Below are 17,662 nucleotides of genomic sequence, written 5' to 3'. Positions count from 1 at the left end.
TGGTACCGAAGGCCGGAATCGAACCGGCACGCCCGAAGGCATCGGTTTTTGAGACCGACGTGTCTACCAATTCCACCACTTCGGCAAAGAGGTCTGAATTATAGTGATTAAAGTCTGGGTGGTCAAGCGGCTATGTGACCGCATTTTCATTTTTCAGGGCGGCGAGGAACTTCTGCGCCAGCGGGCCGCGTCTGATGCTGTGTTCGTCGACCGTGGCGACCGGCAAAACATCGATCATGCTGTTGCTAATAAAGGCTTCATCGGCCAGGTAAAGTTCATCGAGAGATATCTCGCGGGTTTCAATGCGCATTTCCCATTCACCGGCGAGTTCGAGAACCCGGCCGCGGATGATTCCGGGGAGGACCAATTCGCCAAGGATTGGCGTGAGGAGGGTTTCGTCCCTGATCAGGAAAATATTGCTGGTTGCGCCTTCGAGAAGCAGCCCTTTCCGGGTGAGGAACAGAGCTTCGCGCGCTCCCTTGCTCCGGGCGAAGTTGGCGGCATAGAGGCAGTCGGCGTAGTTGCCGCGTTTCATCTGCGGCAAATGCGAAAGCGGGTTGACCCGCCGGTTCGGGGCGATGATGCAGCGGACGCCGTCGCGCTGCTCGGAATCATCCGGTTCTTCGGCCGCGGTGACCTCGATCAGGAAATAGCCGCTGCTCTTATCCGGCAGTGCGATTGTCGTGAAATTGCCGCGACCCAGGGTCAGGCGGATGCGGGCAAGCCCGGGCCCGGCCTGCTGCAGCGCGGCGTTGAGGGCCGCGGTGATGCTGTCGCGGTCGCACGGGAAATCGATCAGGTTGGCTGAATCCTGCAGCCGATCAAGATGGCGCTCAAGGAAGCGGATCTGCCCGTCCCTGGCCTTCATCGTTTCAAACAGGCTGTCGCCGAATCGCCAGGAACCGTCCCGGCTGCCGAAAAGCGGGTCGTCCGCGCTGACAAAACGGCCATTCAGATTACAGATCATGCTTTCCCCCGAGAACAAGTTGCAGGGCCCGCCCCTTGGCCAGGCATTCCTCCCATTCGGCGGCCGGGTCGGAGTCGGCGACAATGCCGGCGCCGACCTGGTAGGTCAGTTTGCCGCCGGCCAGTTGAAAGGTCCGGATCAGGATATTGAGATCCATGTCGCCGCTGGCGCTGATATAGCCGGCACTGCCGGTATATATACCACGGCCGACCGGCTCAAGCTCATCGATAATCTCCATGCACCGTTTTTTCGGGACACCGGTTATGGTGCCGCCGGGGAAGGTGGCGCGGATCAGGTCGAACGGACCGCAGTCGTCGCGGAGTTCGCCGCGGACGTTGGAGACGATGTGGGTGACATGCGAGTAGCGCTCCAGCACCATCAGCTCGTCGACCTCGACGGTCCCGGTTTTGCAGACCTTGCCGAGATCGTTCCGTTCGAGATCGAGCAGCATGATGTGCTCGGCCCGTTCTTTCGGATGAGCCAGCAATTCCTCACCGAGCCGCGAATCCTCGGGCGGTGTGTAGCCGCGCGGCCGGGTGCCGGCAATCGGCCGGGTTTCGGCGATGCCATCCTTGAGGCTGACCAGACGCTCGGGCGATGAGGAAACGATGGTGACCGCCGGTGATTGCAGCAGGCAGGCGAATGGCGAAGGGTTGATCGTGCGCAGCCGCTGGTAGAGATCTGCCGGGTTGACCTCTGCCGGTGGTTCGACATCAAAGCGGCAGGAGAGGTTGGCCTGGTAGATGTCGCCGGCGGCGATGTAGTCGCGGGCCGTGCTGACCCGCTGCTTGAATTGCTCGCGGCTGAGGACCGGAACCGGCTCGAGTGCTGCTGCCGCTGCCGGGTGGTGGTCCGGGTCGGCGAGGGCGGCTTTAACCTGCTGTCCGATCGCTTCGAGATCGACGGCCGGATCGAGGGAGTCGATGATCAGTTCATTGCCGGCGTGATCAAAAACGGCAGTGATATCGACCCAGTCGAGCCAGAGTTTTGGCATCGACAGATCGCGCGCGGCCCGCTGCGGCAGATCTTCAATTTCACCGGCCAGATCATAGCCGAAATAGCCGAAATAGCCGCCGGGGAAGGGCGAACCGGGTGATCGTTCGACCTTCCGGGCGTGAAGTATCTGACCGAGAGCGGCAAACGGATTGCCCTGGATTGTTTCTTTTGTGCCGTTGCGCAGGCGGACCAGTTCATGGTCGAGCCGGTAAGATTCGGCTGTTCTGAGCGGCACGATACTGTAGCGCGCCACCCGCTCCGAAGATCCGAAGCTTTGCAGGAAGCCGGGCCCCTCCGGATTGAGGTGTCTGAAGATTTTCAGCGGATCAAAGGCTGTTGTTCGGTAGCGGCGCATGGCGGGCAATCAGAAAATTACGGAGCCCCTTCGGGACTCCGTAAAGAAGAAAAATGTTGTGCATCGGCGATCAGTCCCTGAACTTTTTACCCTTTTTGTCCGGTCGGGTCAAGTTGCGTCGTTCTTCCCGGTCTTCCTCGCGGACTTCCCTTTTCCGGATGCGCTGATCGCCGCGCTCGCGGGCCCGGTATTCTTTTTCGAGGACCTTGTCGCGTGACCCGCGGTTGTCTTTCTGGCGGAGCTTTCGGTCATCCCGCCAGTCCCCTTTCTCCCGTTTTTGCCAACCCTTGTCGGTCCGTCGATAGATCTCCCCCTTGCGATCAATGTAGACATCATTGCGCCGGGACTTCTTCTCGCGGTAGCTTTTCTCTTCCCGGGTGCGGGGTCGCTCCTTAAACCGTTCCTTGACTCTCTCGTTATCCGGCTTCCGGGTGCGGTATTCGGAGCGCTCCTGCCATTGCCGCCGCCAGGATTCCTTGCTGATCGGACGATAGATATTGCCCGGCCGTTTAATGATGACGTTCCTGTTGATGTTGATATTGACCTCATTGTAGTAGTGCTGACGATGGTGCACCGGTCCCCACCAGCCACTCCCGAAGCTGTACCAGAGATTGCCGTAGTGGCCGTGCAGGCCGACGCCAAAGGTCCAGCCGTAATATGTATTGTAGTTGACATGGAAGCCCCAGGTCAGGGGGCGGGGATAGTAGACGGTCCGGTACCATGGTCGGTAATCATAGCCGGTGCCGTAGACAACCCGGCCGCGGTAAACGTAGGTGCCGAGATACCCGGGGGTGTAGCCGACGTAGACTATATCGGGAGTGTAGCCGTAGATGTAGACATAGCGAACATAATAGATCGGTACGCTCGGCGGCAGGCTGTAGATATCCTGCGGGATGGTAATTGCAACCCGCCACGGGCCGTAGGGGCTGGCGGCGACGAACCAGACGGCATCAAGGCAGGCATAATAGCGGCCGTCAACCCGGAGAACGGCAGTGGCGGTGTTAATGGCGTAGGCCATGCCCGTACCGTTGATCCGGACGAACTCCGGCGTGCCGTCGTATTCAATCTCGGCTCGCCGGTCACGTTCGACCCTCGCCGTTTGCGGAATGGTCGAATCGAGAATCGCCTCCCGGGCCTGAACCGTATCCGGAATATGGGCGAGCACGTGCTCCTTGACCGAGCCTTCCGGAATCCTTGCAAAATCAGCCGGCAGCTGATCGGCCGGCACGTAGGTCCACGGGCCGTTCAGGGAATCGGACCGGTACCAGCGCCCCGACAGGGTGACGTAGTGCTTTTGTGAGGTCACATCGAGGAAGATATCACTGTCGCTGTTGTCGACATACATCACTCCGGCCTCTTCGAGCAGCGCGTATTGCGGCTCGCCGGCGGTGACGATCAGTTCGGCCGGCTCATAGCTGACAATGATTTCCGGCTTGTTCGCAAGGTTGCCCTGAACCTCGGGCGGAACCGGCGGGAAATCGACCCTGGCCGCGACTTCGAGCACCGATGACGGCGGTTGACTGACGCTGCGCCAGTTGCCGCGGGCCTTGTGGCTGCTGAACCATTCGTCGCCGATCTTCAGATAGTATGATTTCAACGACGGTTCAAAGACTATATACATCGGTGAGTTGACAACCCGCATCACCTTGCTCCCTGAAACCGGTTGCAATTTCGGGTCGCCATCAATCATGACGAGCAGAGCCGGGTGCTGGCGATAATAAACTTTCGGCGGATCGTTTTTGAGCCCCTCGACCTCGATATTGGCAAGGTTATTCTGTTCGAGCATGGCCAGCATCTGGTCGAGTGACATGTCGAGATTCCAGCCGGAGGCCTGACGGTTAAAAAGCTGCTCAAAACTCCGGGTCTGATCGGCCGAAGCTTCGGGGAACTTGCTCTGTAGAACCCTGACGTTGCGGAGTGCGACGTTGCGGGTTTCCCGGTCGGTTTCGGCCCGGGCTTCGAACCAGACCGCACCGAAGACCGGTTCGGTATCACTCGTCCGCTGCACCGAGACGGCGGCCCGGGCTGACAGGATATCGTTTGCAAAGCTTTCGAGTTGCGGCTGGTAAACGATAATGGTCGTGTCACGGCCATCGATCTGGCGGGGCCACTCGTGCTCATCGCCGAGGGTCGGGGTGGTCAGGAACAGCAACCAGGCAACAGCCAGAAGGAACATTTTTGCGGAAATTTTCATGGCGCGCTCCGTGTCGTTATTAGATACTGCAACATGTACCAGTATATCAGACGAATGGAGAAATAAGGTGGTTGACATTTCGGAGACCGCCACCGGTTTTCCTTGAACTTGGTGAATGAAACAGGCATAAAATCGGGTTATGGGACAGGATAATTCCGAAAATCTGGTTGTCGGTGTCGATACCGGCGGTACCTTTACCGACTTTATCTGGTGCGACAGAGGCGCCTGGGGCGAACACAAACGCCTTTCGACCCCGGCTGACCCGGCCGAGGCGGTGCTCGCCGGACTCAGTGAGATTGCCGGTCAACGCCGTATCGAGCTGGTCCACGGTTCGACGGTTGCAACCAACGCTATCCTCGAAAAGAAAGGCGCCTGCACGGCTTTGATCACCAACCGGCATTTCGAGGATATTCTCGAAATCGGCCGGCAGAACCGTCCCGAACTCTACAACCTGATTGTCCGGAAGAATCCGCCGCTGATTCCGGCCGACCGCCGCTTCGGTATCCCCGGACGGGTCAGTGTCGATGGTGTCGAGATCGAGCCGTTCAATCCGGATGCCGTGAGCTCACTGGTTGAACGGCTCGCCGCCGCCGGCGTCGAGTCGATCGCGGTCAGCCTGCTCTTCTCATTTGCCCGGCCGGAACATGAACAGATGGTTCGGAAAACGCTCCGGACCCTCGATATCCCGATATCCCTGTCGCACGAAACCCTGTCCGAGTTCCGCGAGTACGAGCGGACCTCAACGACCGCCATCAACGCCTATGTAGCTCCGAAGATGGAGAATTATATCGGTCGCTTGCGCGATTCTCTCGGGGCGGCCCGTTTCCGGATTATGCAGTCGAACGGCGGCAGCATTTCAGCGGCAACGGCGATGCGCGAATCGGTGCGGACCATCCTCTCGGGTCCGGCCGGCGGCGTCGTCGGGGCCTGGCGAATCGGCCAGAAGGCCGGTTTCGACAAGCTGATTACGTTCGACATGGGCGGTACTTCGACCGATGTCGCCCTGCTAGATGGCGGATTGCCGCTGACGACCGAATCGGCGATTGCCGGCTACCCGGTCAAGGTGCCGATGCTCGATATCCATACCGTCGGGGCCGGCGGCGGTTCTCTGGCCGGGATAGATGGCGGTGGATCGTTGATGGTCGGACCGGAGAGTGCCGGTGCCGACCCCGGCCCGATCTGCTACGGCAAGGGTGAGCGGATTACCGTCACCGATGCCAATCTGTTTCTCGGTCGGCTGGTCCCGGAGTCTTTCCTCGGCGGGTCGATGCTGCTGCAGGGTGCTCAGCTCGCATCGACTTTTGCCGGCATGGCAGCGAAACTTTCGCTGTCACCGGTTGAGCTGGCCCAGGGGGTGATCGATATCGCCGATGCGACGATGGAGCGGGCGATCAAGGTGATTTCGGTCGAACGTGGTTTCGACCCGCGCGAATTCACGCTGTTCTCTTTCGGCGGTGCCGGCGGCATGCACGCCGCCAGTCTCGCCTCGCTGCTCGAGATCCCGCGGGTTCTCATTCCGGCCAACCCGGGAATCCTGTCGGCCGGCGGTATGCTGCTGGCCGATATCATCAAGGACTATTCACAGACCGTGATGCTGACCCTGACGGCCGACAGCGCTGCGCAGCTCGATACGGCCTTCGCCCCGCTGCTGGCGGCCGGAGAGGATGATTTGCGCGGCGAGGGGATGGCGCCGCAAGCGATTGCTTGTGAGCGTTATCTCGACATGCGCTACAAGGGCCAGTCCTACGAACTGATGATTCCGTTCAGCGCCGATTATGCCGCCTGCTTCCACGACCGGCATCAGCAGATGTACGGCTACGCCAATCGCGACCAGGAGATCGAAATCGTCAACGTCCGGCTGCGCGCCATTGGTCGGCCGCGGCGGCCTGAGCTGCCGCGCCTGGAGCCGGGTGGCCCGGAACCCGATGCGGCGGCCCGGATCGGCACAGGTACGATCTCGTTTTCCGGAGAATCGATGGCGGCGACGATCTACGACCGGTCGAAACTGCAAGGCGGCAACCGGATCATCGGCCCGGCGGTCATTGTCGAATACTCTTCAACCATCGTTGTGCCGCCCGGCGTCCCGACCCGGGTCGATGAGTGGGCCAACCTGATTCTCGAAACCGGAGGGAGCCGATGAGCAAGATCAGTCCGATCCTTCTCCAGGTCTTTAAGAACCGGTTTGCCTCGATCGCCGAAGAGATGGGCGTGACCCTTAACCGGACCGCGTTTTCTCCCAATATCAAGGAGCGCCGCGATTTCTCCTGCGCCATTTTTGACCGGTCCGGCGACATGATAGCCCAGGCCGCCCATATCCCGGTCCACCTCGGTTCGATGCCGCTATCGGTCAAGGCGGCGATTACCGCCGTGCCCTTTGTCAAAGGTGATATGGTGATGCTCAACGATCCGTTTTGCGGCGGCACCCACCTGCCCGATATTACGGTGGTGGCACCGGTCTTTATCGATTCGGCGGCGCCCGCCTATTATGTTGCCAACCGGGCTCATCATGCCGATGTCGGCGGTCTGACTCCCGGCTCAATGCCGCTGGCGAAGACGATTCACGATGAAGGGGTGGTCATCCCGCCGGTCAAGTTCGTTCACGCCGGCGAAGTCGACCGGTCTTTTCTCGATGAACTTCTCCTGAAAGTCCGGACGCCGCACGAACGCGAGGGCGATTTCAACGCCCAGATCATGGCCAATCTGACCGGAATCAGGCGCTGCCGGGAGCTGCTTGAAAAATATGGAGATGTGCAGGTTGATCGATACTCATCAGCCCTCGTCGACTACGCCGAACGGATGATGCGCTCGACGATCAGGGCGATTCCTGACGGCACATACCATTATGCCGATCACCTCGATGATGACGGTTTCGGAACCGAAGGGATCGTCATCGACCTCAAGTTGGAGATCCGCGGTGACCGGGCCATTCTTGATTTCAGCGGCAGCAGTGCCCAGGTTGAAGGCGGCGTCAACGCTGTCTATGCCATCACCCTGTCAGCCGCTCTCTACGTCTTTCGTTGCCTGGTCGAAGAGGATATCCCGACGAATGCCGGCTGCCAACGGCCGATTCAGGTGCTTACCCGCCAGGGGAGCGTTGTCGACGCCGCATACCCGGCGTCGGTCGCGGCCGGCAATGTCGAAACCTCGCAAAGGGTCGTCGATGTTATCCTCGGGGCGCTGGCGCGGGCGGTCCCCGGGAAGATCCCGGCAGCCAGCCAGGGGACGATGAATAATATTACGATCGGCGGAACCGATCCGGTATCCGGCCGGCCGTTCGCTTATTACGAGACCCTGGCAGGCGGCAGCGGCGCCAGCCGGCATCATGCCGGAGCTTCGGCGGTTCATTCGCATATGACCAACACCCTGAATACGCCGGTCGAGGCGCTTGAGTACAGTTACCCGTTTCTGGTTACTGCGTACGCGGTGCGTGCCGATTCCGGCGGTGCCGGCGAGCACAGTGGCGGCGACGGCATGGTCCGCGAACTTGAACTGCTCGCCGATGCCGAAGTCACGGTGCTCTCGGAGCGGCGCACCAGGGCCCCCTACGGTTTGTGCGGCGGCGCTGCTGGCGCGCCCGGTCGCAACACGGTAGTGGTCGATGGCCGGGACATCACCAAGCCGGGGAAGTTTACGGTCAAGCTCGCAGCTGGCAGCCGGGTGCGGATCGAAACACCGGGCGGCGGCGGTTTCGGAAAACCGGAAAAATAGTGTATACTCGATTCGCCTATTAAGAAGAGGGGATAACATGAATAATCTCGATGCTTTTTATGAATGGTCGGCCCTGGTACTATCCTGGCTTTACGAAAAATTCCCGGTCCCGACCTCCCTGCATCATGGCGACCTGAAATCCTCACCGAATCCCGGCCTGGCTGAACGGACGATGCGCTTCACCATCCTCTTTCTCGAGGATGAGGGGTATCTCCGTTACGCCGAGTTCAAGCCGCCGGGGCAGTTTTCCCAGGTCCGGTTGAGCCGCAGGGGACTGAACCGGCTCAACCTGATTCCCGACCGGGAAAAGGGTGAGGACACCCTCGGCGAGATTCTGGTGAAGCGCGTTCACGGCGGCGGCCAGGATTCGTTTCGCGAACAGATTGAATTCTTTCTCGCCGGCAGCTAAACCGTCCGGCTGCTTTGCCGGTTTTTCAATTCATATCCTTTCTATCAGTTCTCTCCTGTTTCTTTTGTTGACAGAGTTGATTGATTTAAAACCCGGACTGTGGTATTGGAGAAGATCAAATCAATCAGTTATGTTGATGAAAACAAAGAAGAAATTGGATTTAGAGAGGGGAGTTCGGATTCGGAAGTGAATAGCACGACCGATCGGGCGATGCGACTCAGCTGCCCGTGATCTCACCGGATCATCGAACATTCTGACAACCAATGAAGACAGACATGAAAAAAACCTTTATTTGCCTGGTCCTTTTGCTGCTTGCTGCGGTTCCGGTTTTTGCCGACGAAGGGCAGGTGGTCAAGGTTGTCGATGGCGATACGGTTTTTGCCGAGATTGATGGTAAAAGCGGTCGCGAGACGATTGAAATCAATCTGAAGTGCTCCGATGCGCCGTTGCTGAGTTCCCCCTTCGGCAGCGAAGCGAAACAGACGCTCGAAAATTTCCTGCCTCCCGGCAAGTCCTTCAGTTACAAGGTAATGTCCTATTGCGGCACGGAAAAATGTATTGTTGCCCTGCTGTATATACCGGTTCCGGAAGTCGAAACGATTTCCTATATCAATACCCGGATGATCGAAGCAGGTATGGCCCGTAATGATTCCTGCCGCGGTGAATTCGCCGAAGCTGAAGCAGCTGCGAAAACGGCGAAGAAGGGAATCTGGTCGACCTCTTCCAGGATCGCTTTTACCGAGACGGTTCAAAAGGCCGAACCGAAGCCGCAAGAAAAGGCGGCGGCACCGCAACTCTCCCAGCCTGTTCAGACGGCACCGGCCGTGGTCAAATACGATCGGGTTGAACGGACGGTGACCCTGAAGTCGCGGGCGCTGTCGCTGACCCGGGCCGTCAGGGCGATCGACGCGGTTTCGCCGGCACCGGTCAGTGTCTACCTGCAGAACGAGGAATATGTTTCGATCAATCTCGAGAAAGCGCCCTGGTATGAAGCGCTGCGCTATATCGTCGAGGCCGCCGACCTCAAACAGGTCAATCTCGATGGCAAGATTGATCTCTACACCCGGATTTTCTATTACAAGCATGTTGCGCCATATCTGAAAATTGCCGGTAATGTCGGCGTCTACATGAGCGCCGGCGACAGTGTCCCGGAGGAGCAGCTCAAAGACGATGGCGTTACCCGCTACGTTTTTATCAATGAATTTGAAAATTCGGCAGAAGTCGCCAAACAGTACGAGAAGAGCAAGGAGCGCAACCAGTCGTCGGGGTTTATCCAGCTGCACGAAGGGGTCCCCCCTGCGGCTCCGACCGACTATGGAACCTTTACGCGCACTGCTCAGGCGAAAAAGCCGGTACAGGTTGCCAGTGTCGAGCCGGAACCGCAGGTCAAGCCTGAACCGGTCGAAGCTGCCAAACCGGCTCCGCAACCGACCGCACCGGAACGGCCGCCGCTCAAGCCGTACAGTGGCGACCGTGCGAGCGTTGAGGAGTCGGCTGCTTCTGTAGAAAAAGTCCCGGTGCCGCTAGAGAAACCGGTCGAAAAGAAACCGGCTGCCGTGGAAAAACCGGCGGCAAAGAAGCCGGAAGTAAAACCGGTCGCGGCAGAACCGAAGGCAGCGGCCAGCAACTCCGCAGAGACGGCGCCGCCCAAAAAAGAGGTTGAATTAACAGAGCCGGTTGTGCCGAAAGAGCCTTCGCCACCAGAGAACGGGCCGGTGAAGAAAACGGCTGCGCCGGTTTCCGGGCCCGAGATCGAATTCAGTGCTCTGCATGCCGGCGCTCTGTTATTTATCGTTGCTCTAGTCATCCTCGGTTGTTTCTATCTGACCCGGTCAGCAGCGGCCAAGGCTGAAAAAGCTGAAAAACATGTCGATCCCGAGGATCTCGAGGAAAAGCCGGAACCGCTCGATATCGATGACGATCTCGAGGTCGACAAACAGTATGAAGAAGAGATATTTGACCAACTCGACCACGTTGGCGATGAAGGGCCGGCCGAAGAGACGGCTGACCCGGAAGATGCTGAACCGGCAGTTGAAAAACATACGCCTAAACCGCTGAGTGGCAAAGAAAAGCGGATCGGAGCCGGTCTCGCAACAGAAGAAATCGGTGACGACAATGAAGCCGGTTCAGCCGAGTCAGTTCATGGTGAGGAGCGTCAGCCGCGCAAGATCTGTCTGTTCGAAGTCAAGTGCAGCAGCACCGATGGCGTCTCTTTTACCGGCATCGGTCTCGATATCAGTACCGGTGGCCTGTTTGTCGACAGCAAGGAATATTTCGATGTCGGAAAGGTTATCGAGCTTGAGTTCAGGCTCTATGAGGATACCGAGGAGCCGGTCCGCTGTCGCGGTGCGGTAACCTGGTATAATCAGCGCCCGGATCCGATCAAGCCCGACTATCCAAACGGTTTTGGTGTCCGTTTCATGGAAATCGATGACAGCTCACGTGCTCTGATCGAAAAATTCCTCGAACCGGACGACGAAGATTAACGGGATCGATGTTGACGGAATAGGCGGGGCTTTCTCTTGCAGGAAGTCCCGTTTTTTTATTGAGATTTTCTCTGTTTGCGATAATGTCGACATTAAACATTTGCCGGGAGAGCAGGGCAGACGTCGATGATTGAGCGATTGCCCTGCGGAATCGACGTTATCGACCGGGGGGCCTGCTGGTAAAAAAATCCCGGGAGGCGATCTTGCCAGCAGATCAGACCCGTTAGCAAAGCAGGGTTCGAGGGAACTATTAACTCAGGCTGTACATCAAGAAAGGTTGTCATGAAAAAGGTTCGTCAATTTGAAAAGCACCTGAACCTCAATGTCCGCGGGTTGCCGGTTTCGGCCACTCTCGGGATTAATGAGCTGAGTAATCAGCTCAAACAGGCTGGCCGGACCGTTCATAAACTCGGACTCGGTCAGTCCCCCTTTCCGGTGCCGGATGTCGTTGTTGAGGAATTAAAGATCAATGCGCATCAGAAGGATTATCTGCCGGTGCGGGGTTTGCCGGCACTGCAGGAAGCCGTCGCCAATTATTATCAGCGCACCCAGGGTCTCTATTTTGATCCGGAGCATATCCTGGTCGGTCCCGGATCCAAGGAGCTGATGTTTATTCTGCAGCTTGCCTACTATGGAGACCTGGTCATCCCGACTCCGAGCTGGGTCTCCTACGCCCCGCAGGCTCACATCATCGGCAGGCACGTCTATTGGTTGCCGACCCGGAGCGACAACCGGTGGTTGCTGACGCCCGAGGAGCTGGAAAAGCTGTGCCGCAAGGATCCGTCGAAACCACGGATTGTTATCCTCAACTACCCGAACAACCCGACGGGATGCAGTTACTCGGATGATGAATTGAAAGCGCTGGCCGAGGTTGCCGGTTCCTACAATCTCATTCTGCTGTCCGATGAGATATATGGTGAGCTTAATTTTACCGGTGAACACTGTTCGATCGCCAGGTACTACCCGGAAGGGACTATCGTCAGCAGCGGCATGAGCAAATGGTGCGGCGCCGGTGGCTGGAGGCTTGGTACGTTTGCTTTTCCGGAGTCATTAAACTGGCTTCTCGAAGGGATGGCCGCCGTCTCCAGCGAAACCTTTACGGCGACCAGCGCACCGATTCAGTACGCTGCTGTGCGGGCGTTCAATGGTGGTCCACAGATCGATAACTACCTGACACAGTCTCGCCGGATTCTCAAATGCCTCAACGAAACGGTGCGCACCGCGTTGATGGCAGCAGGAATCGAATCGGCGCCGCCGCAGGGAGCTTTCTATCAATTTCCTGACTTTACCCGTTTCCGGGAGGCATTGGCGCAGCATAATATCCACACGGCCGCTGAAATGTGCGAAAAACTTCTCGCCGAAACCGGTGTGGCAATTTTGCCGGGAAGCGAATTCGGCCGGCCTCAGCATGAATTAACAGCTCGTATTGCTCTCGTTGATTTCGATGGGGCGAAGGCGCTCGCGGCAGCAGAAGAATATCCTCCGGATGAAAACCTTCCGGAACAATTTTCACATGAACATTGCGCTCATGTTATTGAAGCAACAACGAAAATCTGTGACTGGATTTCCAGCAAGTAACCGTGGCTGAAGCTGCTCATCATGACTGAACAACCGGCCGCGAAAAAATATTTCCGCCTGACGCTGAAGCAATGGCTGCTGCTTATCATCGTCGTTCCCGGCATTCCGTTCGTGCTGACGTCGCTGTTTATCGTAATCTATTCAACAGTGCCCTGGCCGACCGGTCAAAAGGTCGAGATGGGTAAGATTGATGCCGGGGTTGAAGAGGTGATCGTTCTGATCCATGGCAAGGGGGACCAACCCTCTTCCTGGGCCGATGGTTTTGCCGCCGAAATCGATGCCCTGCTTTTGAATGACAGGCAACAGGCGGTTACGGTCAACTGGAGCGAATATTCAACCGATCTGTTCCGCAGTACCCTCAATGCCCGCCGCATCGGCCATGCTCTCGGCGCTGAACTTTCTGCTTTCAAAAACCTGGAAAAGCTTCATCTGATCGGACACAGTGCCGGGTCCTTTGTCGTCTACGGAATCTGTGAGCGGATCAAGGAGGAGCGGGCGGAGGTCTTTGTTCAATCGACCTATCTCGACCCGGTCGGTATTTATGCCGGAGTCGATTGGGGCTACGGTCCCCGCAACTTTGGCAGCTGTGGTGATATCAGTGATGCCTATATCGACCGGGAGGACGGGGTGCCGGGAAGCAACGCCCCGCTAGATCACCCCCACACTTTTGATGTGACGGCCCGGCGCAAGGCGGCCGGCTTCAAAGGGTTGCCGCATCTCTGGCCGATCGAATATTACCGGCGTGCGGTTCTTGGCGGAACGCTCCCGTACTGGCAACCGGAAGAGGCTGCCCTGAAACGCTATCCGCCGGGGGGAAGTACGATTCTCGAGTGATCCGGAAAAGAAATGACTGCCGTGCAGGTATTTTATCGTTCGGTTCAACTGACGCTATTTTATGAATGACCTTTTCCCTTGTGCTCGTTGTATGACGCAACGACCCCCCAGCCATTCTCTTCGGCCCAGTTTCTGACCATGGAAAGCAGTTCGTCACATCGTGATTCCGGTATTGTCGACCCGGTTTTGAATGATGCGAGAATGATCTCGAATTTCCACTCCTCAGATTTCAGTTCATCCATCGCCAGCTCCTCCCTGAAAACGTTCGGTAAACAATTATAACAATTGATTCGGAATTTGTGCGAAGTCGATTTCGGCCGAAGAATTGAAGTTACTGATCTTCGATCAGAACCCCGGGGTTAAATCCGAGGCGGACATTCCCCCAGTGTCTGTTTGCGATGTATATCGGCAACGAGAGGTCGCTCAGGACTTCGCCGGTATCGCGGGCGTAGGTCTGCAACAGGAAAGAGTTGGTGTTGCGGGCACAGCGGATCCCGGTCGGGTCATCGAAAATACGCTTGTCGCGGTTCTGCAGAAGGTCGGTTTCGTAATCCCCGGTCAATGGTTGCGAATAACGCTTGTTGTGGGTGCCGGCATAGCCGTTGACATCGACACAGATACAGAAGATACCGCCCCTCAGGCTATCGACCATCCTGTCGTATAGCGGCTGCAGCTCGTTTTCGAAATACTGGTCGTAAGCGGTGCTGTATTTAACCGGGTCCGTGCCGGGTATCGGCTGATAGTCACGATCGAAAACATTGATGTTACGCTTCTCCAGCATATTTGTTAAGTGTTCTTCAACCCGGTTTCTGAAGTCAGAGGTCGCACTGATCAGGTGCTCCAGGTAACCTTCGCCGGTTTTGAAGTGGGCGACCAGTTCCTGCATCCTTTCCGTTTCGATCTTGAGTTTGGCCGAGGAACCTGCCGAATCGTCCATCATCCGCGCGACCGCGTGGTTCAACTCTGTAATATTCGACATTCGCTCGTGGATGACCTGGCTCGAACCGCGGACCTGCGTGATCGCAGCGGTCACCTCCTCGATCTGGCCGGAGCTGACCTCGAAATGGTCAATCATCTCTTCAAAATGTCGACACGTCGTATTCAGGGCATCACGGCTCGCCGCGGTCGTTTCCTTGAGATCAATCGCCTCGGCCGAGGAGACTTTGATGTTTTGCAGGATATCGCCAATACGCTCGGAAATTTTGTCATTCGCTTCAGTGACCTGCTCCGAAAGCTTGCGGATCTCCTGGGCGACGACGGCAAACCCCTTGCCGGCCGCACCGGCCCGGGCCGCCTCGATCGAGGCATTCAGCGAAAGCATGTTGGTGCGATGCGAGATCATTTTGATCAGATCGACCAGGTTCTTGATGTCCTGGGAGCCGGCATCCATGGTGTGCAGGCTTTCGGCGAATTCATTAACCTTGTCGCTCATGATATTGACATCATCACGGACCTGCACCAGCTCGCTGATATTCCCCTTTGCAGTCACCAGGTTGCTGGTTGTCGAATCAAAAATATGACTGACGTTGCCTGACGCCGTATTAAGTGCCTGCAGCGATTCGCGGGTTCTGGCAAAAATCTCCTCAGACAGTTTGTTCTGACGTTCGGCGTGGTTCGCCGATTGGGAGACCTTGTTCGCTACGATTGCCGAGTTGACGGCAATATTGACGCCCTGTTGCCGTAGCGAAAGAAATACCGAGCGCAACATCGCGAGAAAGGCGTTGTAGTTATCGGTCAGCTTACGGAATTCGTCATGCGAGATTGCCGGGACGTTGACCGACAGATCGCCCTTGGCCCAGCCGAGGTCTGAAAAAATCTCGAACAGCATCCGCACCGGGCGGACGATCAGGTGCCGCAAAAAGTAGATCAGGAAGAAAAAAACGACGGCACCTATGCTGTGCAGGATCATCATCTTGCGCATCGAAGCGTTGGATGCGTCGGTAATCCGCGCCATCAGTTCCTGATCGCCGTTGATCGCCACCAGGCGGTGGACGGTGTCATGGTAATCGTAGGTGATGAAGATCGAGATCGAAAGGAGCAGGGCGAGAAAGAGAAAATTACCGGCCAGTTTTCTGGTCAGGGTGTTGAAGAAGGTTTTTTCCAACCATGTATAGATTGTCTTGATCGGACCGAACATGTCTACCTCTAGCTGTAATCCCCACCGTCTAATATATAGTATAGAACAGTGTTTTAATTAAATCTATTAAAAACCATATATATTTAATAATGGATTGGGTGGGCGTTTGGTTTCGGCCGGAGTATCGGCGTAATTTACGGGCCAGATCCTTAAAGCAAGTCAATCCCGGCGTATTCAAGGAAGGTCGAAGGCGGGCTGTAAATTTTCTGTTCGAGGATTAGCTGCTGAATTGCCCCGGGCCCGAAATATCGGGCCTCAAGAGCGCGCCCCTGCTCCATCCAGAAGCCGAATTGCGGAACAAAGGTGCTGTGGCGGATCGAATGATCAATCGTCAGCCCGGCCAGAACAAAAATATTGCGCCGGCTGCCGTCAAAGCTGTCGGTAATGTAGGAGGCGATCCGATGGAATTGGCGCCAGGAGTTGATATCGCACATCCGGCGATGCGGGCGCTTCGAGGTTACGATTTCCGGGAAAAAGTCAAAAATGGAGGATTCCAGCATGTGCTGTGGCTCACGACTTTCGTGGTCGACCTTTTTGCTGAAGGTGAAGGACTCAGGGGTGAGCAGTTCGCCGATCGGAGTCGGCGTTTCATTCATGCCTGCGAGTGACTGTCGGTTTTTCTCGACGATTTCCGGATTTAACGGATAAAGTTTACCGAGAGTTCCTTCACCGAGGGCTTCACCTCCAATCAACTTTTCAAGGCTGATGCTGATCCGCGCCGTCTCCCCGGCCGGTTTCGGGAACAGGTACTTGTACGGAACTTCAATGGTGTATTGTTCAGTTTGTTGCGAGATTTTGATCAGCTTGGTCGCGCGCCGGTAGACTTCAAGGTATTCGCTGAGTACGCGGCAGAGCATGCCGCAACAGGGAGCGACCCCGCCGTGAACGCGTCGGATATAGCCGATGCCGTCATTCTCTTCCCGGCCGATATGACTGCCGCCAATGATGACCAGATCATTGCCGTGATGGGCCGCGGTAGAAAGACGGGTCGGGTCGAGAAGGCCGCCGACCCGTCCGAGGTTGAACGAAGGGCAGTCGTAGGTGTAGCCGAACAGCGCTTTCTTGATCGATTGACTTTCGTCCGAGCATTGCCAGATTGCCGGCAGCGTAGCAGAGAACCCCGCTTTGTCGGTAAGGCTGCGCATTCGGCCAAAGAGGTCCATCAATTCCATTGCCGGAAGATCAAGCAAGGTTTCATCTGGCGGGGCGATCGGCATGTTCTCCTCCTGTTTACCCGGATTTCCGCTGCGCAGAGGCGCAGACAATAACAATATGACAGACTGGACGAACGCCGATTTAATCCCTGGTCGGCGAAATCTTCAGGTAGCTTATCACAGAGCCCACCGATTTCTGCAACGGTTTTTCGGGCCGGTTGCCGCTGCTGAATAGATTTCAGCAGCTCAGCTTATCTGCTGTGATTTAAGGAAGGTTGGGTCTTTTATAAAGGTGAAATGAATGGGGATAGTGTGGGGACAGTACCCATCTCCAGAATAAACAAGGGGTCACGAAATGAATCGTAACCCCTTGAAATTTTTATGGTGGAGCTAGGCGGGATCGAACCGCCGACCTCTTGAATGCCATTCAAAAGAGTAAGCCTTCCTATTTTATCATTAAACATCATCTAAACCCTTTTAAAAAGCCATTTAAGCTGTTATTATGTAGTTGCGTAGTTAATTTAGGAAATGTTAGGGGGTTACAGGATTTAGGGCAAAAACTTGTAACCTTAATTGTTACCCTTGGATTGGAGATGTTATGTCGCGCTTAGATGATTTGGCTAAGGTAGATGGAAGGCTAGGTTTGTACTTTCGCGAGCATCCAACTCGAAAAAAAGGAACCAGTAAAGATCGCCAATGGGTCATTCGTCAAACCTTGGGAGGGGTGCAGCGGGTGTCAACTCTTGGCTGGTGGGGTTTGGATAATATCTCTGAAGGTGATGCAATCAATAAGCTGGAGGAGTACAAAGCCAACCATAAATGGAATAAACAGAATCCGAGCCTT

Annotated in this window: 13 protein-coding genes and 1 tRNA gene; 7 read left to right on the top strand and 7 right to left on the bottom strand. The window is 56.5% G+C overall.

Going from position 1 to position 17,662, the window contains the following annotated elements; all coding sequences use genetic code 11:
- The 4 genes from C0623_06550 to C0623_06535 form a co-directional block, all read right to left on the bottom strand.
- A tRNA-Leu gene (locus C0623_06550) sits at positions 1-85 on the bottom strand.
- 45 nt (positions 86-130) lie between these two features.
- Positions 131-967 carry a hypothetical protein gene (locus C0623_06545; GenBank protein ID PLY00848.1) on the bottom strand — a complete coding sequence of 279 codons (837 nt, stop codon included), beginning with the start codon at positions 965-967 and terminating at the stop codon, positions 131-133.
- On the bottom strand, positions 957-2,318 hold the full coding sequence (pabB, locus tag C0623_06540) for an aminodeoxychorismate synthase, component I (protein PLY00847.1): 1,362 nt from the start codon (positions 2,316-2,318) through the stop codon (positions 957-959). Before pabB ends, C0623_06545 begins: the two co-directional genes overlap by 11 nt.
- Before the next feature lie 70 nt (positions 2,319-2,388).
- The gene (locus C0623_06535; protein PLY00846.1) at positions 2,389-4,512 is read right to left on the bottom strand and encodes a hypothetical protein; all 2,124 of its coding nucleotides are present in this window, start codon (positions 4,510-4,512) and stop codon (positions 2,389-2,391) included.
- Positions 4,513-4,651: 139 nt separating this feature from the next.
- On the opposite strand from C0623_06535, the gene C0623_06530 reads away from it, so the two are divergent.
- The 6 genes from C0623_06530 (at position 4,652) to C0623_06505 (ending at position 13,527) form a co-directional block, all read left to right on the top strand.
- Entirely contained in the window at positions 4,652-6,652 is a 2,001-nt protein-coding gene (locus tag C0623_06530; GenBank protein ID PLY00845.1) for a 5-oxoprolinase, read from the top strand.
- A complete protein-coding gene (locus C0623_06525) occupies positions 6,649-8,220 on the top strand; it encodes a 5-oxoprolinase (GenBank protein PLY00844.1) in 1,572 nt (523 codons plus the stop codon). The genes C0623_06530 and C0623_06525 overlap by 4 nt, the downstream gene beginning before the upstream one ends.
- Positions 8,221-8,257: 37 nt before the next feature.
- Positions 8,258-8,629, top strand: a complete 372-nt coding sequence (locus tag C0623_06520) for a hypothetical protein (GenBank protein PLY00843.1) — start codon at positions 8,258-8,260, stop codon at positions 8,627-8,629.
- A 263-nt stretch (positions 8,630-8,892) separates the two neighbouring features.
- Complete coding sequence (locus C0623_06515; GenBank protein PLY00842.1) at positions 8,893-11,115, top strand: hypothetical protein; 2,223 nt, start codon at positions 8,893-8,895, stop codon at positions 11,113-11,115.
- A gap of 282 nt (positions 11,116-11,397) precedes the next feature.
- Positions 11,398-12,693, top strand: coding sequence for an aspartate aminotransferase (locus C0623_06510; protein ID PLY00841.1), 1,296 nt, complete (start codon positions 11,398-11,400; stop codon positions 12,691-12,693).
- 21 nt (positions 12,694-12,714) lie between these two features.
- Complete coding sequence (locus C0623_06505; GenBank protein ID PLY00840.1) at positions 12,715-13,527, top strand: hypothetical protein; 813 nt, start codon at positions 12,715-12,717, stop codon at positions 13,525-13,527.
- A gap of 59 nt (positions 13,528-13,586) precedes the next feature.
- On the opposite strand, the gene C0623_06500 is transcribed toward C0623_06505, so the two are convergent.
- From C0623_06500 to C0623_06490, 3 genes are all read right to left on the bottom strand, one after another.
- Positions 13,587-13,769: a hypothetical protein gene (locus C0623_06500; protein ID PLY00839.1), complete on the bottom strand. Its 183-nt coding sequence runs from the start codon at positions 13,767-13,769 to the stop codon at positions 13,587-13,589.
- Between the two features lie 89 nt (positions 13,770-13,858).
- Positions 13,859-15,664, bottom strand: a complete 1,806-nt coding sequence (locus C0623_06495; GenBank protein ID PLY00838.1) for a hypothetical protein — start codon at positions 15,662-15,664, stop codon at positions 13,859-13,861.
- 149 nt (positions 15,665-15,813) lie between these two features.
- Complete coding sequence (locus C0623_06490) at positions 15,814-16,881, bottom strand: hypothetical protein (protein ID PLY00837.1); 1,068 nt, start codon at positions 16,879-16,881, stop codon at positions 15,814-15,816.
- 535 nt (positions 16,882-17,416) lie between these two features.
- Here C0623_06490 and C0623_06485 point away from each other — a divergent pair.
- On the top strand, positions 17,417-17,662 hold a 246-nt coding region (locus tag C0623_06485; protein PLY00836.1), incomplete at its 3' end, for a hypothetical protein.

The organism is Desulfuromonas sp. (assembly GCA_002869615.1).
Taxonomy (GTDB): domain Bacteria; phylum Desulfobacterota; class Desulfuromonadia; order Desulfuromonadales; family UBA2294; genus BM707.
The sequence above is the reverse complement of the archived record's forward strand: the minus strand, read 5'-3'. Positions and strand labels throughout refer to the sequence as shown.